Source organism: Caballeronia insecticola, assembly GCF_000402035.1.
GTDB classification, from domain to species: Bacteria; Pseudomonadota; Gammaproteobacteria; order Burkholderiales; family Burkholderiaceae; genus Caballeronia; species Caballeronia insecticola.
In genome coordinates this window covers 909,941-935,011 of sequence record NC_021289.1, presented here as the reverse complement: position 1 = coordinate 935,011, position 25,071 = coordinate 909,941, and the positions used below count along the sequence as shown (strand labels likewise).

The 25,071-nt window shown below is 61.7% G+C and carries 20 protein-coding genes; 10 read left to right on the top strand and 10 right to left on the bottom strand.

The genetic code is table 11. The features are described from left to right. Positions 1-10 precede the first annotated feature (10 nt). The 3 genes from BRPE64_RS28900 to BRPE64_RS28890 all read left to right on the top strand — a co-directional run bounded on the left by BRPE64_RS28900 (position 11) and on the right by BRPE64_RS28890 (position 1,866). A complete protein-coding gene (locus BRPE64_RS28900) occupies positions 11-307 on the top strand; it encodes an ArsR/SmtB family transcription factor (RefSeq protein ID WP_044043842.1) in 297 nt (98 codons plus the stop codon). 137 nt (positions 308-444) lie between these two features. Next, a complete protein-coding gene (locus tag BRPE64_RS28895) occupies positions 445-1,458 on the top strand; it encodes an alpha/beta fold hydrolase (protein ID WP_016348537.1) in 1,014 nt (337 codons plus the stop codon). Positions 1,459-1,473: 15 nt separating this feature from the next. Next, positions 1,474-1,866: a DUF3331 domain-containing protein gene (locus tag BRPE64_RS28890; RefSeq protein WP_016348536.1), complete on the top strand. Its 393-nt coding sequence runs from the start codon at positions 1,474-1,476 to the stop codon at positions 1,864-1,866. Positions 1,867-1,891: 25 nt separating this feature from the next. Here BRPE64_RS28890 and BRPE64_RS28885 read toward each other — a convergent pair whose 3' ends face one another. After that, the gene (locus tag BRPE64_RS28885; protein WP_016348535.1) at positions 1,892-2,665 is read right to left on the bottom strand and encodes a response regulator transcription factor; all 774 of its coding nucleotides are present in this window, start codon (positions 2,663-2,665) and stop codon (positions 1,892-1,894) included. A 595-nt stretch (positions 2,666-3,260) separates the two neighbouring features. Between BRPE64_RS28885 and BRPE64_RS28880 the strand changes: the two genes are divergently transcribed. The 7 genes from BRPE64_RS28880 (at position 3,261) to BRPE64_RS28850 (ending at position 14,194) form a co-directional block, all read left to right on the top strand. Further along, positions 3,261-3,938 (top strand): type 1 glutamine amidotransferase domain-containing protein, encoded by a 678-nt coding sequence (locus tag BRPE64_RS28880; RefSeq protein WP_016348534.1) that lies wholly within the window; start codon positions 3,261-3,263, stop codon positions 3,936-3,938. Positions 3,939-3,965: 27 nt separating this feature from the next. Continuing rightward, a complete protein-coding gene (locus tag BRPE64_RS28875) occupies positions 3,966-4,805 on the top strand; it encodes an enoyl-CoA hydratase/isomerase family protein (RefSeq protein WP_044043839.1) in 840 nt (279 codons plus the stop codon). 135 nt (positions 4,806-4,940) lie between these two features. Beyond that, complete coding sequence (locus BRPE64_RS28870) at positions 4,941-10,886, top strand: AAA family ATPase (RefSeq protein WP_016348532.1); 5,946 nt, start codon at positions 4,941-4,943, stop codon at positions 10,884-10,886. Positions 10,887-11,037: 151 nt separating this feature from the next. Beyond that, entirely contained in the window at positions 11,038-11,397 is a 360-nt protein-coding gene (locus tag BRPE64_RS28865; protein ID WP_016348531.1) for a BON domain-containing protein, read from the top strand. Positions 11,398-11,437: 40 nt separating this feature from the next. Then, complete coding sequence (locus BRPE64_RS28860; protein WP_016348530.1) at positions 11,438-12,757, top strand: epoxide hydrolase family protein; 1,320 nt, start codon at positions 11,438-11,440, stop codon at positions 12,755-12,757. An 84-nt stretch (positions 12,758-12,841) separates the two neighbouring features. Continuing rightward, positions 12,842-13,777 (top strand): aldo/keto reductase, encoded by a 936-nt coding sequence (locus tag BRPE64_RS28855; protein WP_016348529.1) that lies wholly within the window; start codon positions 12,842-12,844, stop codon positions 13,775-13,777. A gap of 33 nt (positions 13,778-13,810) precedes the next feature. Next, the gene (locus tag BRPE64_RS28850) at positions 13,811-14,194 is read left to right on the top strand and encodes a nuclear transport factor 2 family protein (protein ID WP_016348528.1); all 384 of its coding nucleotides are present in this window, start codon (positions 13,811-13,813) and stop codon (positions 14,192-14,194) included. A 52-nt stretch (positions 14,195-14,246) separates the two neighbouring features. On the opposite strand, the gene BRPE64_RS28845 is transcribed toward BRPE64_RS28850, so the two are convergent. The 9 genes from BRPE64_RS28845 to BRPE64_RS28805 all read right to left on the bottom strand — a co-directional run bounded on the left by BRPE64_RS28845 (position 14,247) and on the right by BRPE64_RS28805 (position 24,938). Then, positions 14,247-15,494: an MFS transporter gene (locus tag BRPE64_RS28845; protein WP_016348527.1), complete on the bottom strand. Its 1,248-nt coding sequence runs from the start codon at positions 15,492-15,494 to the stop codon at positions 14,247-14,249. A 223-nt stretch (positions 15,495-15,717) separates the two neighbouring features. Next, entirely contained in the window at positions 15,718-16,545 is an 828-nt protein-coding gene (locus BRPE64_RS28840; RefSeq protein ID WP_044043537.1) for a MetQ/NlpA family ABC transporter substrate-binding protein, read from the bottom strand. A gap of 141 nt (positions 16,546-16,686) precedes the next feature. After that, the gene (locus BRPE64_RS28835; RefSeq protein WP_044043536.1) at positions 16,687-17,676 is read right to left on the bottom strand and encodes a cytochrome d ubiquinol oxidase subunit II; all 990 of its coding nucleotides are present in this window, start codon (positions 17,674-17,676) and stop codon (positions 16,687-16,689) included. Positions 17,677-17,692: 16 nt separating this feature from the next. After that, positions 17,693-19,099, bottom strand: a complete 1,407-nt coding sequence (locus BRPE64_RS28830) for a cytochrome ubiquinol oxidase subunit I (RefSeq protein ID WP_016348523.1) — start codon at positions 19,097-19,099, stop codon at positions 17,693-17,695. Then, positions 19,092-21,434 carry an FdhF/YdeP family oxidoreductase gene (locus BRPE64_RS28825; RefSeq protein WP_016348522.1) on the bottom strand — a complete coding sequence of 781 codons (2,343 nt, stop codon included), beginning with the start codon at positions 21,432-21,434 and terminating at the stop codon, positions 19,092-19,094. Before BRPE64_RS28825 ends, BRPE64_RS28830 begins: the two co-directional genes overlap by 8 nt. A gap of 135 nt (positions 21,435-21,569) precedes the next feature. Continuing rightward, positions 21,570-22,634, bottom strand: a complete 1,065-nt coding sequence (moaA, locus tag BRPE64_RS28820; RefSeq protein WP_016348521.1) for a GTP 3',8-cyclase MoaA — start codon at positions 22,632-22,634, stop codon at positions 21,570-21,572. Positions 22,635-22,871: 237 nt separating this feature from the next. Continuing rightward, on the bottom strand, positions 22,872-23,132 hold the full coding sequence (locus BRPE64_RS28815; protein ID WP_016348520.1) for a hypothetical protein: 261 nt from the start codon (positions 23,130-23,132) through the stop codon (positions 22,872-22,874). A gap of 257 nt (positions 23,133-23,389) precedes the next feature. After that, entirely contained in the window at positions 23,390-24,088 is a 699-nt protein-coding gene (locus BRPE64_RS28810) for an SDR family NAD(P)-dependent oxidoreductase (RefSeq protein ID WP_044043534.1), read from the bottom strand. Between the two features lie 94 nt (positions 24,089-24,182). After that, positions 24,183-24,938: an SDR family NAD(P)-dependent oxidoreductase gene (locus tag BRPE64_RS28805; protein ID WP_016348518.1), complete on the bottom strand. Its 756-nt coding sequence runs from the start codon at positions 24,936-24,938 to the stop codon at positions 24,183-24,185. Positions 24,939-25,071 lie beyond the last annotated feature (133 nt).

Sequence of the window (25,071 nt, the reverse complement as noted above, 5' to 3'; positions counted from 1 at the left end):
GAGCGACATCATGGACGCGAATCTCATTCACAAGGCGCTTGCCAGTTCCGTGCGGCGCGATATTCTCGCGTGGCTGAAAACGCCCGGCGAAGCCTTTGCGCAAGAGCGAATCGAATTCGGCCAGGGCGTTCCGTCGAATGCGATTCAGGCGCGCAGCGGGCTGTCTCAATCGACCGTCTCGGCGCATCTTGCAGTGCTGGTCGAAGCGGGGCTGCTGATATCGACGCGCGTGGGTCCGTTCGTGCTGATGTCGCGAAACGAGCACGTCATCCGGTCCTTCGTCACGCACATGCACGCCAGCCTGTGAAGCATACCTTCAGATAGGTCGGGCAAATCAATCGATACCGCGCGCATACGATGGTACGACTGCGCCCGGCCTTCCGACTCCATACACTTCTCCATAGACGCGAGGGTTTCCCAAAGCATCGAACTGGAGAACGGGTAATGAACGATTCGGTCGATATGCAACGCCGCCGCATCGTCGGTGCGACGTTCGCGATGATCGCGCTGGCCGAGGCAGGCGTGATGGGCACTGCCTACGGACAGACAGCGGGCAGCGCAAGCCTCGGACCGATCAGGCAGATCGACGCGGGCGTGCTCAGTGTGGGCTACGCGCAGAGCGGCCCGAGCGACGGCCCCGCAGTAATCCTGCTGCACGGCTGGCCATACGACATCCACAGCTATGCCGATGTCGCGCCGCGGCTTGCGTCGGCGGGTTATCGCGTGATCGTGCCGTACTTGCGCGGCTACGGGTCCACCCGCTTTCTTTCGACGGGCACGCCGCGCAATGGGCAACAGGTTGTGACCGCGCTCGATATCGTCGCATTGATGGATGCGCTCAAGATCGATCAAGCCGTGCTCGGCGGCTATGACTGGGGGGCGCGCACGGCGGACATCATCGCCGCGTTATGGCCCGAACGTGTGAAGGCGCTGGTGTCGGTCAGCGGCTATCTGATCGGCAGTCAGGCGGCGAACAAGAAGCCGTTGCCACCGTCGGCCGAACTTCAATGGTGGTACCAGTACTACTTCGCGACGGAGCGCGGCGCGCTCGGCTATGCGGCGAATCTGGACGCGTTCAACAAGCTGATCTGGCAACTCGCGTCGCCCAAATGGCATTTCGACGATGCCACGTATCAGCGCTCTGCCGCATCGTTCCACAACCCGGATCACGTGGCTATCGTGATTCACAACTATCGATGGCGTCTCGGTCTCGCGCAGGGCGAAGCGCAATACGATGCGCTCGAACAGCGTCTTGCCGCCGCGCCCGCGATATCCGTGCCGACCATCACGCTCGAAGGCGACGCCAACGGCGCGCCGCATCCCGAGCCCGCCGCTTATGCGAAGAAGTTCAGCGGCAAGTATCTGCACCGCAACATTAGCGGCGGTATCGGCCATAACTTGCCGCAGGAAGCGCCCGATGCTTTCGCGCAATCCATTCAGCAAGCCGCGCAACTGTGATCAGGGAGGTTCATCATGCATCGCACGCTCAAGTTGTCGGACCCGTGGTCGCAGATCATCGTCATGTTGAATGGACGAGCGAATGCTTATCTCGCAAGCGCATCGCGACAGGTTCAGCGCGAACGCGCCGCAATGACCGCCGTCGCATTCGATCGCGCGCCGATGGTCGATGTCGTCGAACGGCCGACATCGACGACCGCGACGGTCTACTGGCGCGACGCTACGTGCGGTTGTTATGGGCATCAGACATGGCGAACGTCGCGAGCGCGCGCGGCCGGCGTCTGCGCGATGAGCGGCAAGCGCATCGCGCCCGGTGATTTTGTTTATCGACCGAGCAGCCGCTCAACCGTGTGCAATGGCCATTCGATGATTCTCGCATCGGTGCTCGAAAGCCGGGCGCCGGTTTAAAAATCGCGTTTGACCCAGCGAGCACTCAGGATGCCCGGCGAGCACTCGGCGACGGCATCACGTTGACCACGACGGGCGATGCGGTCGCATCGTCGTCGTCGGCAATGCGTGACAGCGGCGCAAGCTTCAACGACGTGGCAGACGTCGATTCGATGCCGAGCGCCTCGGCCTTTCTCACGAGATCGGGCAGACTGCGCGAGGCCATCTTCTTCATGACCTGGCCGCGATAGATCTTCACGGTGATCTCGCTCAAATTCATCTCGTAGGCAATCTGCTTATTAAGCAGACCCGCGACGACGTGCTTCATCACTTCCTTCTCGCGAACCGTGAGCGATTCGTACGAAGCGAAGACGCCCGCAAGCGCCTCTTCGGACGCGCGGCGCCGGGCATCGCGTTTGAGCGCATGCGCGATGGCGTCGATCATGTCCTGCTCGCGAAACGGCTTCTCGAAGAAGTCGAGCGCGCCCGCTTTCATCGCCTTGACCGTCATTTCGATGTCGCCATACGCGGTGATGAAAAGTATCGGCATGCGCAGACCTGAGCGGGCCGCGTCGGCCTGAAATGCGAGGCCGCTTTCGCCGCGCAGCCTGACGTCGAGGATCAGGCAACTCGGCGCGTCGTGCTTTGGAAACGCGAGGAATGCACCCGGCGAATCGAAAGTCTCGACCCGCAGTCCGACAGACCGCGCAAGACTTTCGAGCGTGAAGCGGATCGATTCGTCATCGTCGATGACATAGACCACGGGCGTCGTGTTCTCGGTCTTCGTCCTGTTCGGCGTCGAACGCAATCCGGGGACCATGATTCCTCCAACAAGTGGGTAACGCATGATCAATGATCAGTCGAATGCGTGCGCTCTTGGAGCGAGCATCGGCATGATCAGACGATATCGGAGACACGCAAAAAAGAACTGCGCGCGACAAATACACGACCGGGATCGGTTCAGCGCGGTGACGTGGACGTGACGGACGGAAGACCTTCGAAGCCTTATTGAAAGCGCGTCGACAGGTTGTTTGGCCGTGTATTCGGGTCAACCGGCAATGGAATTTTTTTCTTGTTTTTAGACGTGCCAACTCTAGCAGATATTCGCAGGGAGAACTTTCCGGTTGTCGATACAGCAGTTACTGACTAAGCCAAAGAATCCGCCTTAAGCAGTAAAAATCCCCACGACGTCGAACGGCGTCCATGAACCAAACCGATGTCAGCCTCCTTTCGAATCACTAAGCACATAGTGACGAAATGAAACCGCGGCTGCCAGGTCAAGTCGATAGCGCCGTTGTATAGAACCCTATACCTTGGTATGCGCATGCCGCTATGCGCGACGCTTCACCGCCTATAGTGCTTTCACCACGACCATGCGTGGATGAACCAATAGCTCTTTTATATGGGTGCGGACCATGAAGATATTGATGGTGATGACTTCGCATGACCAGCTTGGCAATACGGGCAAGAAGACCGGTTTCTGGTTGGAGGAATTCGCGGCGCCGTACTTCACGTTTCTGGATGCAGGCGTGGATATCACGGTGTGCTCGCCTAAAGGCGGTCAGCCGCCTCTCGATCCCAAGAGCGATACGCCGGAAGGCCAGACAGAACTGACCGAGCGTTTCAAAGCCGATCCCGCGGCGCAACGTGTGCTCGCGACCACGGCCAAACTCGCCGACATGAACGCCGACGACTACGACGCCGTGTTCTATCCCGGCGGTCATGGGCCTATGTGGGATCTGGCGGAAGATCCGGTTTCGATCGCGCTGATCGAACGCTTCTGGAATTTGGGCAAGCCGGTCGCCTTCGTATGTCATGCGCCGGGCGTGCTGCGTCACGTCAAGGTGAACGGCGAACCGCTCGTGAAAGGAAAGCGTGTATCGGGTTTCACCAATTCGGAAGAAGAAGCGGTGCAGCTCACGAAGGTCGTGCCGTTTCTCGTCGAAGACGAACTCAAGCGGCTCGGCGGCCTCTTCGAGAAAGTGCCTGACTGGCAGGTGCTGTCGATCATCGACGGGCGTCTGATCACGGGGCAGAACCCTGCATCGTCGAAGTCGGCCGCGCAGGATTTGCTCAAGGTGCTGCGCGGATAGTCCGGCATTGCTTCCATGGAGATCGAGATGGCTCAGGACAGCGCGCACGCGCAGATCAGAATCGAACCTCGCAGTCCGTCGTACTGGCGGATCATCATCGACAATCCGCCCTTCAACATTTTCGGGCCGGACACGATGCCGCAACTCAACGCGGTCGTAAGCGCGCTCGAAACCGACCCGCATGTCAAGGTGGTCGTCTTCGAGAGCGCGGTGCCCGGCTTCTTTCTCACGCACTACGATTTCGTGCCGCCGCTCGAAGCCACCACAAGCATGCCGCCGGGACCGACGGGCTTGCCGCCGTTGCCCGACATGCTGGTGCGTCTCGGCAGGACATCGGTCATCTCCATTGCGAAGATACGCGGACGCGCAACCGGCGTCGGCAGTGAACTCGCACTCGCGAGCGACATGCGCTTTGCAAGCAACGAAGGCACGTTGCTGTCGCAATGGGAGATCGGCGCGGCGCTCGTTCCCGGCGGCGGACCGATGACACGGCTATCGCGGATGATCGGCCGAGGCCGCGCGCTGGAAGTGCTCGTCAGCGGAAACGATATCGACGGTCCGCTCGCCGAACGCTATGGCTACGTGAATCGCTCGTTTCCCGACAACGAACTGGACGACTTCGTCGATGCGCTCGCCACACGTATCGCGTCCTTCGACAAGCAATCGCTCGCCGCGATCAAGCAGCAGGTCAACACGCAAACGTTGCCGCCGGATTCGGCCGTCGCACCCGAATGGGATGCCTTCATCGCATCGGTAGGACGTCCCGCAGCGCAGGAAAAGATCTCTCAGTTGATGGAACTCGGCCTGCAGAAGAATCATGATGTCGAGGCGCGACTCGGCTATTACACGGGTACGCTCTGGCGCTAGCGTCCACATGAACTGATCCACCGGAGGTGCATCGCGCTCCTCGCGTGCTAGGCTACTTTTCGATTCGTAAAGCGATCCGTGCGGTCCGACGTATCGTTTTCCTCGGAAGAGAGCAGCGAGACAAGGAGCATCTCCATGGATCTCACCGGCTTTTCGCTCGAGCCGCTGCACGACGACGGCGAGTTGTCGCTGTGCCGTGCGCAGCGGCCCGGCTCGCCCGTCTCGGTGCTTGCGCTGATCGCCACGCAGCCCGCATCGCAGAGCATCATGCGCCTCGAACACGAGTACGGCCTGGCTTCGCTGCTCGATCCTGAATGGGCGGCGCAACCGCTCGCGCTCGATCTGGGGCGCGTGCCGCCGGTACTGATTCTCGATGACGGCGGCGGCGATCCGCTGATCGGCATGCTGGGACGTCCGCTCGAACTCACGCGCTGTTTGCGTATCGCGGCGAATCTGGCGCAAGCGATCGGCGAGGCGCATGCATGCGGCATCGTGCATAAGGACATCAAGCCTGCCAACGTGCTGGTCGATGCCGAAGACCGCGTGCGTCTCACGGGCTTCGGCATTGCGTCGTTGCTGCCGCATGAGCATCAGCCGCCCGCGCCGCCGGAAATCATCGCGGGAACACTGGCGTATATGGCGCCCGAGCAGACCGGCCGCATGAACCGTTCGATCGACGCACGCAGCGACCTCTATTCGTTCGGCGTGACGCTCTACGAGATGCTCACCGGCGCGCCGCCGTTCAGTGCAACGAATGCGATCGAATGGATTCATTGCCATATCGCGCGCAAGCCCGTTCCGCCCGGCGAGCGCGTGCACGGCATTCCCGCGCCGGTCGCGCAGATCGTCGAACGGCTGCTCGCGAAGACCGCGGAACAGCGCTATCAAACCGCATCAGGCGTGCGGGCGGATTTGCTCACGTGTTTGTCCGCGTGGGAAGCGCGTCATGCAATCGCGCCATTCGCGCTCGGCACGCGCGATGCGTCCGATCGCTTGCGCATACCCGAAAAGCTCTATGGACGCGATGTGCAGATCGGCGAACTCATCGCGGCGTTCAATCGCGTCGTGACGGAGGGCGACACCGAACGCGTGCTGATCTCGGGCTATGCGGGCATCGGCAAGTCGTCGGTGGTCAACGAACTGCACAAGGTATTGGTGCCGACACGCGGGCTGTTCGCGTCTGGCAAGTTCGATCAATACAAACGCGACATTCCGTATGTGCCGCTTGCGCAGGCGTTTCAATCGCTCGTGCGCGATCTCCTCAACAAGACCGATGCCGAAGTCGAGCACTGGCGGCGTGCACTCACCGATGCGCTCACGCCCAATGGCCAGTTGATCGTCAATCTGATTCCCGAACTCGCGCTGATCATCGGTGAGCAGCCGGCGGTGCCGGGGTTGCCGCCACAGGACGCGCACAATCGCTTCCGTATCGTGTTTCAGCGCTTCGTGAGCGTGTTCGCGCGGCCCGAGCATCCGCTCGCGCTCTTTATCGACGATCTGCAATGGCTCGATGCCGCCACGCTCGATCTGCTCGAACATCTCGCCACGCACGCGGACGTGAAGCACTTGTTGCTGGTCGGTGCGTATCGCGATAACGAAGTCGATGCCGGGCATCGGCTCGCGCGCATGCTGGACGATATCGGCGACACCGGCGTGAAGATGGCGCGTATCGAACTCACGCCGCTCACGCCTGCAAACGTGACGGAGTTCATCGCCGATTCGCTGCGCTGTTCGATTGCGGCAGCCGGGCCGCTCGCGCAACTCGTGCACGAGAAGACGGGCGGCAATCCGTTCTTCGTGATCCAGTTCGTCACGGCGCTCGTGGATGAAGCGCTGATCGCCTTCGATCATCACGCGGGCATCTGGACATGGGACTTGCCGCGCATCCACGGCAAGGGCCTGACCGAGAACGTCGCCGAGTTGATGGCGATGAAGCTCAACCGCTTGCCCGAAGCCACGCGCGATGCGCTGGGCCAGCTCGCGATTCTCGGCAATGTCGCGAAGATCGATGCGCTTGCATTGATCGACGGCCAGCCCGAAGCATCGATCGATAAAAAGCTGTGGGGCGCCGTGAGCGCGGGCCTCGTGCGCCGGATCGACGATGCCTACGTGTTCGCGCACGATCGCGTGCAGGAAGCGGCCTACGCGCTGATTCCCGCCGAAGAACGCGCGGCGGCTCACTTGCGTATCGGCCGTGCGCTGAGTTCGGCGGTATCGTCGGACAAGCTCGATGAGTTGCTCTTCGAGATCGTCAATCATCTCAACCGTGCAGCGTCGCTCATGAACGACGACGCCGAGCGCGAGCGCACGGTTGCGCTGAATTATGCGGCGGGACAGCGCGCGATGCATTCGGCCGCGTTCGCATCCGCGCGGGCGTATCTCGCGCATGGCGCCGCGTTGCTCGCGCTCGATGCGTGGACGCGTCATTACGAGCGCACGTTCGAGCTGTATCTGGCGCTATCCGAATGCGAGTATCTGGCGGGCGATTTCGCGCAGGCCGACACGTTGTTCGACATGCTGCTCGAACGCGCGCACTCCACGCTCGACCGCGCGAAGGTCTTCGGTTTGCGCATGGAGCTGTATCAGGTCGCCGGACGTTTCGACGAAAGCTTCGACGTGGCGCGCCTTGCGTTGCGCGATTTCGGCGTGCTGCTGCCGCTCGACGATACCGCCGTCAACGCCGAAGTCGAAGCCGAGTTGCGCGACACGACGCTCAATCTAGCGGGCCGCGCGATCGGCACACTCGTCGATGCGCCCGTGGCGTCCGATCCGGCGACCTGGGCCATCGTCGACTTGCTGGTGGAATCGATGCCGTGCGCATTCATCGCGCGGCCCGCGTTTTATCCGCTCATCACGCTGAAGGCGGTGAATCTCTCGTTGCGCGCGGGCAATACCGACAAGTCGAGCTTCGCCTACGGCAACTACTCGCTGATGCTGGTGTCGAGCCTCGGCGATATTGCGTCTGCCGTGCAGTACTCGGAGATGTCGCTGAAGCTCAACGAGAAGTTCGGCAACCGGCGCTTTCAGGGCAAGCTGCTGCATCTGCATGGCAATCACATCAACTTCTGGCGACGTCACATCATGACCGATCTGCCGATCCTCGAGCGGGCGAGCGCCGCGTGCCTCGACGTGGGCGATCTGGCCTTCGCGGGATATCTCGCCTTCACGACGGTCTGGCAGACGATAGAAAAGGGCACACCGCTCGCCGACGTGCTGAGCGTGTCGGAGCGTTATGCATCGTTTGCGCGGCAGAGCCGTAACGATGCCGTCTATGAAACGATCCGCCTCGAACAGCATTTCGTCGCGACGCTGCAAGGACAGGCCGGCGGCGTTCATGCTTTCGATGCCGAGGCATCGTTCGCCGTGGTCGCGCGGGCCAACTTCGGCTGCGGGATCGCGTTCCATTACATCATGCGTCTGATGCTCGCGTATCTCGACGCGCGCTATACCGATGCACTCGACGCCGCACACAACGCGCGCTCCATACTCGATGCGGCCATGGCGTTGCCCATCGAGGCCACGTTCCACTTCTTTCATGCGCTGACGCTCGCCGCGCTTCATGCATCGGCGAATGTAGAGCAGCAACGCGAGTGGCGCGATGCGATTCATGCGACTTGCGAGAAATTCGCGCTGTGGACGAAGCATTGTCCCGAGAACTTCCGTCATCGGCACGCGCTGGTTTCAGCGGAACTGGCACGCGTGGAAGGCCGCGACCCGGAAGCCATGCACTTCTACGAGGAGGCGGTGCGATCGGCGCGCGAGCACGGGTTCATTCAGAACCAGGCGCTCGCGCATGAACTGGCCGCGCGCTTTCATGCGGAGCGTGGCCTCGAAACGATCGCGGACAGCTATCTTCTCAATGCGCGCTCATGCTATGACCGCTGGGGCGCAAGGGGCAAGGTGAGCCAGATGGTACGCAGCCATGCGCAATTGCGTCACGAGACGTCGAAGTTCGACAACACGATCGCAACATCGAACGAACAGCTCGATCTCGCGACCGTCGTCAACGTGTCGCGCGCCATCTTCAGCGGGGTCGATCTCAAAGAACTGATCCACACGTTGATGAGACTGTCGCTCGAACATGCCGGCGCGAACCGCGGCGTGCTGATCCTCAAACGGCGCAAGGAACTGCGCGTGGAAGCCGAAGCGACGACCCGCGCCGATGTCGTCGAAGTGCGTTTGACGAAGCAGCGCGCGGAAGAGGCCGATCTGCCGAAATCGGTGCTGCGCTATGTGATGCGCACGGGTGACAGCCTCTTGCTCGACGATGCGTCGTCGGTGAATCCGTATTCGTCGGACGAGTACATCCGCCGCAACGATTGCCGCTCGATTCTGTGTCTGCCGCTTGTGAAGCAGACGCGGCTGATCGGCGTGCTCTACCTCGAAAACAGTCTGGCCTCGAACGTGTTCACGCCGGCGCGCACGGCGGTGCTTCGTCTGCTGGCGTCGCAGGCGGCGATGTCGCTCGAAACCGCGCGCCTCTATGCGGATCTGCAACATGCGGAAGCGTTGCTCGCGGACGCGCAGCAACTGAGCAGTACCGGCAGTTTCGACTGGCACGTGGCGCGCGGCGAGTTGTTCTGGTCGAAGGAAAGCTTTCGTATCTTCGAATACGATCTCGCGACGGTGCCGACGCTCGATCTGATGCTGGCACGCGTGCATCCCGACGATGTGACGTTCGTGCGCCTCATGCTCGATCGCGCCACGCACGACCGTCAGCCTTTCGATGTGGAGCATCGTCTGATGATGCCGGATGGCTCCGTGAGGCATCTGCAACTGGTGGGACATGTGATCGTCGATGTGGACGCAGGCATGCGCGTGCTCGGCGCGCTCAAGGACATCACCACGCGCAAGCAGGCGCATGCGGCGCTCGTGCGCAGCGAGCATCGCTATCGCAGCTTGTTCTTCGATATGCCGGTCGGGCTGTGGCAGATCGATGCACAGCCGCTGATCACGTTGTTGTCGGAACTGCGCGCGCAAGGCGTGGAAGATCTCTCCGATTACATCGACACTCATCCGGGATGGCTCGATCGGGCGATGGAGTTGCTTGTTGTCGAGGAAGTCAATCATCATGCCGCGCAGATGTTCGGCGCGCGCGACAGGAGCGTGCTGCTCGGCCCGCTCTCATGGGTGTGGCGCGATAGCCCCGGCACGTTTCGGCGGGCGCTGGAGAGCCGCTATAGCGGTGCGGCGCTGTTTCAGGAGACCACCAGAGTGCCAACGCTGGATGGCCGCATCATCGACGTGCTGCTGACAGTCGCACGGCCGGGCGCAACGGAGGAACTGGGCATTGCGCTGATCAGTCTCGTCGACCTGACGGAACGCATTCGCGCGCAGGAAATGTTGCAGCGCCTTCAGGCGGATTTTGCGCACGCCGCGCGCATCTCGATGCTGGGCGAACTGAGCGCATCGATTGCGCACGAGTTGAAGCAGCCGCTCGCGGCGATCACGATGAACAGCGCGCTCGGCACGCGCTGGCTCGATCGTCCGGTGCCGGATGTCGCCGAAGCGCGGCTTATCGGACAGCGCATTGCCATCGATGCGAAACGCGCGGTCGATATCGTCGATCGTATTCGCGCAATGGCGGTGCGGCGCGATGCAAAGCGCGTTGCGGCACCGCTCGATGCGCTCATCGACGAAGCACTCGTGTTTTTGCAGCACGAAGTGCATGCGCATGGCGTGAATATCGTGCGCAAAAGTGCGACGGGTTCGCCGGTCGTGCTGGCGGATCGCGTGCAGTTGCAGCAGGTCATCGTGAACCTGCTCGTTAATTCGATGCAGGCAATGCAAACGATGGATTCGACGGCGCACGCGCGCAGCGAGATTACGATCCGCACGACCATGCCCGATGCGTCTTCGGTCACGTGCGCGGTGGAGGACAGCGGGCCGGGCATCGACCCGCAGGTCATGAATCGCGTATTTCAGAGCTTCTTTACGACGAAGGAAAACGGCATGGGCATGGGGCTCGCAATCTGCCGCTCGATTATCGAGGCGCATGGTGGAGAGATTGCGGCAGATAACGCATCGCCCCATGGCGGTGCGCGCTTCTTCTTTACGTTGCCGCTGGCGGTTTCTTCGTGAGCAGTGCGCGCTCGCCTTCGGTCCGGAATATACCGATGTATGGGCGGGCATACCTGCGGATGATTGAAGCGTTGCGCGCGAACTTCTCTAATGAAGACTGTCATGCAACGTAGCGACGGACGTCGCGGCTTCACATCATCGGGAGACAGGCATGCAGATCCGAACATTGATTCTTGCCATCACGGCCGCGACGGCACTCGTCGCCACTTCGCTGGCTGTCATGCCGAGCGCATCGGCGGCGGATTCGTCGTCGGGCGGCACCGATGCCGTCAGCAAGAAGCAGGAGCGTGCGAACAACCGTGCGCTGAGTCATTCGGTGCGTCAGTCGCTCACGCATGTCAAAGGGCTCGATTCGTCGCACATCAACGTGCTCGCGCACGGCGGCAGCATCACGCTGAAAGGCACCGTGCCCGACTCGGGTCAGATCGATTCCGCAGCGGGAGCCACGAGAAAGGTGGCGGGCGTGAGCAGCGTGGATAACCGGCTCACGGTCGGCGAGGCGGGGAACTGAGCGGGAAGAACCATTCGGTGCAGCGCAAGCAGGAGTGTGTATGTCAAACGATATGCTTTACGGGACCGCATCGCGCCGCCGCTTCATCGGTATGGCCGCTGCGATTGCGGCGGCAGGTTCATTGAGCCGCTTCGCGTTCGCCGATGCATCGATTACCGATATCGCGCAGCCCAAGGGCGGCGACAAGACCGCTATCCGTGCCTTGCGCGTGCATGTGCCGGAAGCGCAACTCGCCGACCTGAAACGGCGCGTCAAGGCGACGAGGTGGCCTGAACGCGAAACCGTCACCGATGCATCGCAAGGCGTGCAACTCGTCACGATGCAAAGCCTCGCGCATTACTGGACGACGACTTACGACTGGCGCAAAGTCGAGACGAGACTCAACGCGTTACCGCAGTTCGTCACCGAGATCGACGGACTCGATATCCACTTCATCCATGTGCGCTCGAAGCAGCCGAATGCGATGCCGATGATCATCACGCATGGATGGCCCGGCTCGATCATCGAGCAAATGAAGATCATCGATCCGCTGACCAATCCGACCGCGCATGGCGGCACGGCTGCAGATGCTTTCGATGTCGTGATTCCGTCGCTGCCGGGCTACGGATTCTCGGGCAAGCCGACCGCGACCGGCTGGGATCCGGGCCGCACTGCACGCGCGTGGGTGGTGCTAATGCAGCGTCTCGGCTATACGCGTTACGTGGCGCAAGGCGGCGACTGGGGCAATGCCGTCACCGAGCAGATGGCGTTGCTGACGCCGCCTGGATTGCTCGGCATCCACACCAACATGCCGGCGACGGTGCCCGATGACATCGACAAGGCGCTCAAGTATGGCCAGCCCGCACCGGCAGGTCTTTCGCCCGATGAACAGCACGCGTTCGAGCAACTCGCTTACTTCTATAAGCACGGTCTAGGCTATGCGCTCGAAATGTCGAATCGTCCGCAGACGCTTTACGGCATCGAGGATTCGCCCATCGGCGCCGCTGCATGGATGCTCGATCACGACGCCGCGAGTCAGGCGTTGATCGCACGCGTCTTCGCCGGACAATCCGAAGGGCTCACGCGAGACGACATTCTCGACAACGTCACGCTTTACTGGCTGACGAACACGGGCGTGTCGTCGGCGAGGCTCTATTGGGAGAACAAGCTGAACTTCTTCGCACCGAAGCACGTGATGCTTCCGGTCGCGGTCAGTGTCTTTCCCGATGAAATCTATTCCGCGCCGCAAAGCTGGACCGAGAAGGCTTATCCGAAGCTGATTCACTACAACCGCCTGAGCAAAGGCGGCCATTTCGCCGCGTGGGAGCAGCCGCAAGTCTTCACGCAGGAACTTCGCGCGAGCTTTCAGTCGCTTCGTTAATCGTCAGGACGTAAGACCGGCCGCTATCGGACGCACGCGCGCTGGTCTTCGTCGCTCGCCACGAGATATTGCGGAGGTATCGTCATGATTGAGTCTCTGGATTTTCGGACCCGCACCATCGCGCTTGATCATGGCGGCGGCCGCATGCCCGCGCTCGGATTCGGCACGCTGATACCCGACCCCGCGACGACCATCAGCGCGACCCGCGATGCGCTGAAAACCGGCTTTCGCCACTTCGATTGCGCCGAGCGTTATCAGAACGAGCGCGAAGTCGGAGAAGCGTTGCGAAGCGGGCTTGCGGAAGGGATCGCGCGCGAAGACGTCTTCATGACCACCAAGCTGTGGAACACGAATCATCGGCCGGAGCGCGTCAAACCTGCCTTCGACGCGAGTCTCGAAAGACTCGGCCTCGACTATCTCGATCTCTATCTCATCCATACGCCCTTCGCGTTTCAACCGGGTGACGAACAAGACCCGCGCGATGAGAAGGGCAATGTGATCTACGACGAAGGCATCACTTTGCTCGATACGTGGAGAGCGATGGAAGCGCTGGTCGGCGATGGCAGATGTCGCGCAATCGGGCTGTCGGACATCGGCCTGGATGAATTGCGGCCCTTGTATGAAGCAGCGCGCATCAAGCCGGCGGCGGTGCAGATCGAAGCGCATCCCTATCTGCCGGAAACGGAGTTGCTGGACTTCTGCAAGGAGAAGGGCATCGTTTTTCTGGCCTTTGCACCGTTGGGTCATGGCATCAGGCCGGGGCCGCTCGAAGATCCTGTCGTCGCGGAGGTTGCCGGGCGAACCGGAAGGACGCCCGCACAAGTGCTTCTTGCATGGGCTGTTCAACGCGGCGGGGCTTTACTGACTACGCCCAAGACGGCGGCCCGCGCGCGCGAGAACTTCGACATCAGCGCACTGCCCGCCGATGCCTTCGACGCAGTCAATAACATCAAGACGAGGCAGCGGTATAACGAAGTCGTGAAGACCGGCAGCCCGGGCTTTATTCCTCAACGCAGATGAAGTCGGACGCGGAACCGTATGCGGAGGCAATCGATGTCGAAGGAAGCCATTCGTCACGCGCTGGACGCGCACTGGCATGCGTCGGCATCCGGCGATCTCGATGCGGAACACGCCATCTACGAAGACAATGCCATCTGCGATTATCCGCAGTCAGGCGAGCGAATTCACGGGCGACGCAATTTGCAGGCGTTGCGTGGACATCATCCGGACAAGCCATCGGGTTTCGATGTCAGGCGAATTCAGGGCGAAGGCAATCTCTGGATCACGGAGTACACAATCGCCTACAAGGGGCGGCCGTCATGCGTGGTGAGCATCATGGAGTTCCGCGACGGTAAGGTCGTTCACGAAACGCAGTATTTCTCCGATCCCTTCGCTGCGCCTGCGTGGCGCAGTCAATGGGTCTCGCCGATCGCGTGACGCGGCATCGACGGGTGTCCGTTTCGCTCGATGCCGCGATAGCGACCCGGAATCAATCAGGCGCGGCTTCGCATGGCACGCTGCACGTATCGTTGCGTGACGCTTCGCCGTCGATGCCAGCGAGTGTCGCGAGGCCGAGCATGGCCAGCGCCGCGCCGACCATGAAGTCGGTTGGAATGCCCACATGATCGACCACTGCGCCGCCGACGAACGATCCCGCCGCAATCGCCACCTGAATGATGCCGACGAACAACGCCGAGCCTGCTTCGGGATGCTCGGGCGTCGCACGCTGAATCCATACGCTGAAGCACAGCGGCAGCGCACCGAAAGCGATGCCCCACGCCAGCACCACAGCGCCCACGCCGAACTCGAGATGCCGCAGCACGGGCAACAGCAATAGCGAGAACATCAGCAGCGAGGTCATTGCGACGAGCGACGTCTTGAGCCTGCGCGCCACCACCGACGACACCGCGAAATTCGAGAAGAAACCGATGATGCCGAAGCCGAGCAACAGCCACGTTACCGTCGACATGTCGAGGTGCGCATCGTTGAGAAGAAAGGGCGTGACGTAAGTGTACGAGGAGAAATGCGCACCGAAGATCAGCGCGACCATCAAGAGGCTTTTGCGCGGATGCGCGCGCCGCATGAGCGCCGTGAGATCCGCGAAGCGCAACGCGGCGGCTGAGGGCAGCGACGGCACGAGCAGCCACTGCGCGATCAACGCGACAGCGACGAGCCCGCCCGTCGCGAGAAACGAAACGCGCCACGAGGCGACGCTCGCGATCAACGTGCCGAGCGGCACGCCGATCACGGTGGCACAGGTGACGCCCGTGAGAATCGCGGCCATGGCGCGTGCGCTGTCGCGCGGTGCGACGAGGCGGCCCGATGCCGAGGTCGCGAGCGTCCAGAAGCCGCCGAGCGCGGCGCCCAGCAATGCGCGGCCGGTCAGCATGACGGCGAGATTCGGGGCGAATGCGGACAACAGATTCGATACGAGCAGGATCGCCGTGAGCCACAGAAAGACATGGCGACGGTCCATGCGTCCCGCGCCCAGCATCAGCGCGGGCGCGGAAATGGCGGCGACGATGCCGGGCGTCGTCACCATCAGTCCCGCGACGCCGGGCAGGATGTTCAACTCCTTCGCCACATGCGGCAGCAGGCCTACGGGCAGAAACTCGGTCGTGACGAAGGCGAAGGCGCCGATTGTCACGGCGGCCACCGCGAGCCACTGGCGCAGCGTGGTGGTTTCGTCGCCGGGCGCGCGCGTGTCGTGCGCGAGCGTTGGATCTTCCATCAGCATGATTGGTCGCTTGAGAGTGATGATGCGCGAGGCTTCGCGGACATCGTGGGCGGAACATAACATCGCCTTTCATCTCTTGCACAAATCACCGGTCTGTCCCCGACATGGCGGAGCCGCACATCATCGTTCTTTTCAGGGCACGAGGCGTTGTTCGGGCGCGGTGATCGCGAAAGCAGAAAAGCCGCCCGAAGGCGGCTGGTGACGGCATAAGGTCGACTCGCGTTCAGCGTTGCGGCGCGCCCTCCCACGCGGGCAACGTCGCGCCGTGATAAACCGACAAAATCGACGAAGCGACATTCGCCTGCTGATAACTTTCGACCAGCGCCTTCACCCACGGCGCGTTCGCATCCTTCGCATTGACCGCGATGAAGTTGCGATACGGGTTGTTCGTCACCTTCTCCTGCGCAATGCGTTCCTGCGGAATCTTGATGCCTGCCTTGATCGCCCAGTCGGTGTTGACGACGGCGGCGTCGAGATCGCCGATCGCGCGGCCGACGATGCCCGCATCCAGTTCCTTGATTTGCACGTGCTTCGGGTTGCTGGCGATATCGCGCGCGGTCGGCAGGTTGCCGACGTTGTCACGCAGCTTGATCACGCCGTTGGCCTGCAACAGCAGGAGCGCGCGGCCTTCGTTGCTCGGGTCGTTCGGCACGCCGATGGTCGCGTTCTGCGGCAGCGCATCGACGGACTTGACCTTGCGCGAGTAGAGGCCGATAGGCTGCACATAGGTGAAGCCGACCGGCACGATGTCATAGTGACGCGCCTGAATCTGCGCATCCAGATATGGCTTGTGCTGAAACGAGTTGGCGTCGAGATCGTGTTGCGCGAGCGCTTCGTTCGGTTGCGTGTAATCGGAGAAGGTCGTGACCTTGACGGTCAGCCCGTGCTTCGCGGCGTTGGCGGCCACGGCGCGCCATACATCCTCGTCTTCGCCGGACATGATGCCGACCCGCACGGTCTGATTCGCCGCGAACGATGCCTGCGCGCCCACGATGCCGCACGCGAGCAGGACCGAGAACAGGGCGGCTTTGAATGGAAGCTTGATCTTCATGATGCACACGCATGCTGGTTGAGAGAAGCATGATGCTAGAGGCCCGGCACGCGTGCGGCAAATAATATCGAGCGCTATCGATATGCCGCAACGCGGGGGTCCGCGCGTGCGCATGATCGAATCGTGCGTGGCGCTCATGCCTCACTCGCCCGCATGCGCGCTGCCCGCGAGCTTCCCGCGAAAGATATGGTACTGATACAGGTTGTAGCCGATCATCACCGGGAACACGAGGCCGATGCCGATCAGCATGAACGTGAGCGTCGGCGCATCGGATGCGGCTTGCAGAATGCCCAGCTTGCCGGGAATGAAGTCGGGGAACACGCTGATCGCGAGTCCCGCAAAGGACAACACGAAGAGCGCGACGGACGCGCGGAACGGCCCGCGCGAACTGCCGAGATAAAGCGACGCCATGATGAACGCGAACGCCGCCGCCGAGCCGATTCCGAGCGCGATCAACACATGCATGACAGCGGGATGCGACCAGCGCACATGGCCGACTTCGCTCGAGAACCACGTCGCGAGCGTCAGCAGCGCGGCGGCGGAGACCGTGCACATCGCGCTCAAGAGCGACATGCGTCGTGCCCATTGTTCGACCGCGCCTGACGTCTTCTTGACGAGATACGTCGCGCCGAGCAAACAATATCCGGCGACCACGCCGATCGCCGTGACGACGACAAACGCAATCGCAGCGCCGCCCGGCGCGAGTCCCGTGATTACCTTGCCGAGCACCACGCCTTGCGACAGCGCGGCGATCAGACTGCCGATGCCGAAGACCTTGTCCCACAGCGGACCGTGATCCACGCTATGACGAAACTCGATTGCCGCACCGCGCATGATCAGTCCCGCGATAAGCGCCATCACCGGCAGATAGAGATGCTCCATCAACAGCGCGTAAGCGGTGGGAAACGCGCCAAACAGCGCGCCGCCGAGCACCACGAGCCATGTTTCGTTTGCGTCCCACACATGGCCGATGGTTTCGACCATGACATCGCGATCCGTCGACTTGCGGCGAAACAGAGTGAGGATGCCGACGCCGAGATCGAAGCCATCGGTGACGACATAGAAGACGAGCATCAGGCCAATCAGGCCGAACCAGGTGTCGGCGAGCATCGATTGAACGGCACTATCCATTTTGAGGCTCCAGAGTTCAGTAACCGGTGACGGTGGGCGCTTTCGCCTGCGCCGTGCGTCCGGGAAGCGTGGCGGGCGGCATGATGTTGACGTCGGGACCGGCGCGCAGCCAGCGCCGCGCAAGCACGAAGAACGTGATCAGCAACACGACATAGAACGCGAGAAACATCGCGATGCTGAGCGAGACGGATGAAGCCGGAATCGTCGAGACCGCGTCACGCGTGCGTTGCAGGCCATACACGACCCACGGCTGACGGCCGACTTCGCGCACGATCCAGCCCGCTTCGACGGCGACATACGGCAGCGGAATGGCGAACACCCATGCGAGCAAAAGCTTGCGTTGCGCGAGCAGCGCTTCAATGCTGCCGCGCGTCTTGCGCAGCGCATACGCGGTCCAGAACGCGAGCAGCATGAACGCGAAGCCGATGCCCGCCATCACGCGAAACGCGTAATAGAGCAGGGGAATCGCGGGCGGCTGATCGTCGCGTTTGAAGTCTTTGAGTCCTTTGACTTGTCCATGCAGCGTGTGCGTGCCGAGCACGCTCAGCATGCCGGGCACTTCGAGCGACCAGTCGTTGCGTTGCGCCTTTTGATCGGGCCACGCGAGCAGCGACCACGATGCGCCCGTGCCCGGCGCGTTGGTCGTCCAGTGTCCTTCGATCGCGGCGCCTTTCGCGGGCTGCGTCTCGAACACGCTGACGCCGCTCGAATCGCCGAGCCAGATTTGCAGCGGCGCGATAAACACGAGCACCGTCAGTGCGAGTCGAAACGAACGCACGAAGAACTCGGGATGCCGCCGGCGAAAGAGATTCCACGCGGAGATGCCGGCGATCACGAACATGCCTGTCTCGATGGCCGCGACCCACATGTGCGACACGCCCCACACCATGTCCGGATTGAAGATGGCGGCAAGAAAATCCGTGACGACGATTTTGCCGTCGACGATCGAATAGCCCGCGGGCGTCTGCATCCACGAGTTGGCGACCATGATCCAGAACGCCGAGATGCTGGAGCCGAGCGCGACCATCGACGTAGCGAACAGATGCACGCCGCGCGACACGCGTCCCCAGCCGAGCAGCATCACGCCGATGAAGCCCGCTTCAAGCATGAAGGCCATCGCGCCTTCGAAGCCGAGAATGTTGCCGATGAACTGGCCGCTGAACTGCGAAAAGCCCGCCCAGTTGGTGCCGAACTGAAACTCCATCGGAATGCCGCTCACCACGCCGACCGCGAAGTTCAGCACGAGAAGCTTGCTCCAGAAACGCGCATGCCGGTAATACGCGACATCGCCGGTGCGAATCCACAGGACTTCGACGAGCACGAGAAACGCGGACAAGCTGATCGTGAGAATCGGCCAGAGAATATGGAAGATCGCGGTCATCGCAAACTGCGCGCGCGACAGGTCGAGTACGTGATCAAGCATGATGTTCGTGTCCAGTTTGAACAGCGGTGGCGTGCAAGGCGGATTCGTCGCCGGTGGCGCTCGGCACGATCTTCACCGGCACCGACTTGTAGGCGGGCGTGCGGCTCTGCGGATCGAACGCGTGAAGCGGCACGAGCGGATTCACCTCCGGGTAGTACGCGCCGCAGCAGCCATCGGGCAACGCGTACTCGACGATCTTGAAGTTGCGGATCACGCGTTCGATGCCATCGTTTGCAACGGCGAAGAGATCGACGCGATCGCCCGCGTGCAGATTGCGCTTCTTCAATTCGCGCGCGTTCATGAACACGACATCGCGCTGGCCGAACACGCCGCGATAGCGGTCCGAATGCGAGTAAAGCGTCGTGTTGTATTGATCGTGGCTGCGCATCGTGGTGAGCGCGAGCGCGTCGGGATCGTCCGGCACGGGGTTTTCATCGAGCCCGTCGAACACGAGGAAATTCGCGCGACCGGTCTTCGTGTCCCACACGCGCTCGCGCGCCGATGACGTCAGATGAAAGCCGCCCGGCACGCGAATGCGCGCGTTGTAGGCCTGAAAAATCGGGAACACGATTTCGATTGCATCGCGAATGCGGTCGTAGCTCGCGACGAGATGCTCCCAGGGCACGCGCGATGTCTCGCCGAGCGTCGCGCGCGCAATGCCCGCGACGATGGCCGGCTCGCTCATCAAAAACGGCGATGCAGGCTCGTTGCGTCCGGCGGATGCGTGCACCATCGACATCGAATCTTCGACCGTGATCGACTGCGGTCCGTCCGCCTGAATGTCGATCTCGGTGCGCCCGAGGCACGGCAAAATCAGCGCGGCCTTGCCGTGCACGAGATGACTGCGGTTGAGCTTGGTCGCGATATGCACCGTCAAATCAAGTTCGCGGATGTCGTTTTGCAAGCGCGCCCAGTCGGGAATCGCCGCCGCGAAATTGCCGCCGAGCGCCATGAAGACCTTCGCTTCGCCGCGCGTCATCGAGTCGAGCGTGGCGACGACATCGTTGCCATGTTTCGATGGCGGCGTGAAGCCGAACGCGCGCTCGATGCCCGCTATCAGTTGCGCGTTCGGCTTCTCCGTAATGCCGACGGTGCGATTGCCCTGCACGTTCGAGTGCCCGCGCACCGGGCAAATGCCCGCGCCCGGCCGCCCGACATTGCCGCGCAACAGCGCGAGATTCGCGATCTGCTGCACGTTCTCCGTGCCGCGATGATGCTGCGTGATGCCCATGCCATACACGAGAATCGCGTTCTTCGCCCGCATATAGATGTTCGCGGCGTTGCAGATCTCGTCGCGCGTGAGGCCGGAAGTGCGCTCGATCGCGTCCCAGCGCGTCGTGCGCAGATCGGCGAGCAGCGCGTCGATGCCATGCGTATGGCCTTCGATGAACTCGACATCGAGCACGCGCGGCTGGTCGGCGGCAATCGCGGCATCGTCGGCTTCGACGATCGCCTTCATCATGCCCTTCAGCACGGCGACGTCGCCGCCCACGCGCACCTGATAGAGAAACGAACTGATGTTGGTAAAGCCGAGCGTCGCCATTTCGACGGGATTTTGCGGAGATGCAAAACGTTCGAGCGCGCGCTCGCGAAACGGATTGAACGACACGATCTTCGCGCCGCGCCGCGCCGCCGAGTGCAGATCGCTCATCATGCGCGGGCTGTTGGTGCCGGGGTTCTGACCGAAGATGAAGATCGCATCCGCATGTTCGAAGTCCTCCAGCAGCACCGTGCCCTTGCCGACGCCGATCGATTGCGGCAAGCCCACGCTCGTCGCTTCGTGGCACATGTTGGAGCAGTCGGGGAAGTTGTTGGTGCCGAACTCGCGCACGAAGAGTTGATACAGAAACGCCGCTTCGTTCGATGCGCGCCCCGACGTATAAAAGTCCGCCTGATCGGGATGATCGAGCGCGTTCAGATGGCGGCCGACGAGCGCGAAGGCATCGTCCCATTCGATCGGCACATAGCGATCGGAGGCTGCGTCATAGACCATCGGATGCGTGAGACGGCCCGCCATTTCGAGGTCGTAGTCGTTCCACGCGGCAAGTTCGGAGACGCTGTGCTTCGCGAAGAACTCGGGCGTGCAGCGCATCGCGGTGGCTTCCCACGCGACCGCTTTCGCGCCGTTCTCGCAGAACTCGAACGACGACGTATGTTTCGGATCGGGCCATGCGCAGCCGGGGCAATCGAAGCCTTGCGGCTGGTTCATGTGCAGCAGCGTCTGCGCGCCGGATACCGCAATGCCCTGAATCTTCAGTGCTTCGCCGGTGGCCTTCAATGCGCCCCAGCCGCCGGCCGGCTCGCTATAGATGCGTATAACTTTCTTTTCGCTCATGTCGTTCGCCTCGCAAACAATGCAATTCGTGAAGTGGGTTGATCGTGATGATCGTCGTTCGGGAGTGGTCGGTCTTGCGTAATGGCCCGTCCGTTTGCGATCCGCACGGACGATGCGCGCATACGCGCCGCGCGCTTAGCCGCCGACGAGCGACATGCGCACGGTCGGATAGCGTTTGCGCGAGTCTTGCGGAGGCTTCGTGCCGCGCAGTTCCGAATAGCGGTCGTCGCGCTGCGTCCAGCGCGCGCGCACGACGTCGATCAGTTCATCGGATGTGATGGCTGCATCGAGCCACGGCTTGAGATCGAACGATTGCGTGGCGAAGAGACAGGAGAAGAGTTGTCCGTCGGCGGAGACGCGTGCGCGCGAACACGTCGAACAAAACGGATGCGACATGCTCGACACGAAGCCCACACGCGCGAGACCGTCCGCGAAGCGATAGTTCACGGAGGTCGAACCCGTATCGCCGCCGCTGTCCGCTTCGAGCGAAAAGTGCCTTCGTAGAAGGGTCAAAATGGAATCGGAACGGACGATCTTGTCGCTGCTCCATCCATGCGCGCCGCCGACATCCATGTATTCGATGAAGCGCAGATCGACCGGCCTGCGATAAAAGTGGCGCGCAAGCGGCAGAATCTGCAATTCGTTCACGCCTTTCTCGATCACGACATTGATCTTGAGCGGTGCGAGCCCGGCATCGATGGCCGCGTCGATCCCTTCGAGCACCCGCGCGACCGGAAAGCCGACGCCGTTCATGCGGGCAAAGAGATCGCCGTCGATGGCATCGAGACTCACGGTGACGCGCTTCAGTCCCGCTTGCTTCAACCCATGCGCGCGTGCGGCGAGCAGCGAGCCGTTGGTCGTGAGGGCGAGATCGGTATCGAGGGTCGCAAGACGCGCAATCAAGGTTTCGAGACCTTTGCGCAGCAGCGGCTCGCCGCCCGTCAGACGAATTTTCTCGACGCCGAGTTGCATGAAGGCGCGGCACATCGTGAACATCTGATCGAAGGAGAGCCATTCATCGGACGACAAGAACGGGTAGTCCTTCGTGAAGACGTCCTTTGGCATGCAATACGAGCAACGGAAATTGCATTGATCGATGACCGACAGCCGGAGGTCCTTCAGGGCACGGCCGCGTCGATCGAGAGGACGTAAATCACGCAGATCGGCGCGCGCGAGAGGCGGTAATTCAAGGGTATTCAAAGGGCGCTCCCAAGCTTGAATCCAGGCGAGTTCAAGATAAGCGAGGGATGCCGAGGCAACCATTGCACGTACGAGTCGCGTGCTCAATGGTTTGGGTGAGGCGGATATACGAAGGTATGAGGGAAGGCCGCGGGTGAATTTGCGGTCCTCTCTCTGAACCTCGGCCAAGCGAGCGCCAAGGGCCAGAGAGAGGAGACGATAACTGCTCGTCCCTTCTCTCTTCAGAGCGCGGGCTCTTTAGAGCTTCACGCCCTGGAGCAGGCTGCCCACGGAGGCGAGCGACTTCGTGACGTTGGTCACGTCGACATCCGTATGCGTCGATGCGTCGACTTGCGTGACGGGTGCGACATTGGTTTGCGGGCTGGCGAACGACACGCCGCCGGCTTGCAGGTTGGCGTTGATGCCGTTGTTCTGGAAGATGCTGTTGCCGCCGACGATAGCGCCCATTTCAGCGCGGTCGAGTTCTTTGCTAACGGCCAGGTTGTCGATCTTCAGCATGATGAATCTCCTAATCACTTGGTTGGTTGGATGAGCACCAATCGTTGCGCTCGCAGCTACATATGCGAGAGGTGTGCCAAGTGCGCCTAGAAGATCTGTTCGGTTAATCTAAGCTGCTGAAATCGCGGATTAATTTAAGTTGCGCAAGCGAAATTCATGCGGCCAAGCGGCCTTGCTTGCTAAAGAATATGTTGGCTCTATTAAAACATATTTAAGCGATCTGTCTGTGCACGACAAACAGATCGCCTAAGAAAGCCTTAGAACTTTTCTACCCAAGGCCTCAATTCCATTTCCCAACTCCACGCACTACGATGCTGACGCAATACGTCGATATAGGATTGCGCGATCGCTTCGGGATCGAGCGTGCTGTCGGGCGTACCCGATGCATCGCTGCGATCCGCACGCACCGCGCCGTCGATCACGAAATGCGCAACGTGAATGCCTTTGGGCGACAGCTCGCGCGCGGCGCTCTGCGCGAGTCCACGCAACGCGAACTTGCCCATCGCGAACGGCGCGGATAGCGCAAAGCCTTTGACGCCGGCAGTTGCGCCCGTCAGCAGGATCGCGCCGTGGCCCGCGGGCACCATGCGCTTGGCGGCCTGCTGCACCGTATAGAAAGCGCCCAGCGCCGACACCGCGACGGCGCGTTCCACTTCCACAGGGTCCAGTTCCGCGATAGGTCCGCGCGCACGGCCGCTCGCGTTATAGATCACGATCTCGGGTGCGCCGATGCGTGCGTCGGTTTCGGCGAAGAGGGCATCGATCTCGCCGGCGTCGGACGCATCGACGGGTAAAGCGATAGCGCCGGTTTCATCGACGAGCGACGCGAGCTTGTCGACACGGCGCGCCGCGATGACCACCGGAATGTTCGCCGCGCGCAGGCGCCGCGTGAGAGAGGCGCTGATGCCGGGACCGGCGCCGATGATGAGTGCGCTGCGGTAAGGAATGTCGCTCATGATGTCACGCTCGAAAGGATCGGAATCGAGCGATCGATCATAAACGCAAGCGGCAATCGTTGCCCGCTGCACCCATCACGGCGCTGCACGCGTGTCAGATCTGCGCTTGTCCGCCATCGGCGAAAATTTCTGCGCCGTTGATAAAGCTCGAATCGTCAGATGCGAGGAAGGTCACGACTTTGGCGATCTCGCCGGGCGTCCCCAACCGGCCGATCGGCACGAGCGATGTGAGATACGCGAGCAGGCCGTCCTGCGCTTCCTTCGATGCGCCGCCGAGTTCCGCGAGGCCCACCGTATGCGTGGATCCGGGACTCACGACATTCACGCGAATGCCGCGCTCCTTGAGGTCGAGCACCCAGCTTCGCGCGAGCGCCCGCACCGCCGCCTTCGATGCGCTGTAGATGCTGAACGCGGGCGTGCCCTTCGAGCCTGCAATCGAGCCGGTAAGCACGATGGACCCGCCGCGCTGCATCAGCGGCAACGCCTTTTGCACCGTGAAGACGACGGCGCGCACGTTGCGGGCGAAGGTATCGTCGAAATGCTGCGCGGTGATTTCGCCGAGCGGCAGCATGCTGCCGCCACCCGCGTTGGCAAGCAGAATGTCGAGACGGCCTTCGTCGGCGCGGATGCGGCTCATCAGTGCGTCGAGGTCTTCGTCGCGGGTGACGTCGCCGCGAATGCCTTGCACGCCGTGGCCGATTTCACGCACGGCCGCATCCAGTTCCGCCTGACGTCGTCCAGTGATATAGACCTTGGCGCCTTCGCGGGCGAGTTCCAGTGCCGATGCCAGCCCAATGCCGCTCGTGCCGCCCGTGACCAATGCAATTTTTCCTTCGAGACGCGTGTTCATGTTGAGCTCCGATGAAGTGAATGAGTCGGTGAAGCAAAGATAAGCGTTTCTCTTTAGCGAATAAATGGCTCATTTTCTAAATCATTTTTTATAGCCATGAATAATCGCTAAGATGACCGCTTGACGACTAAGG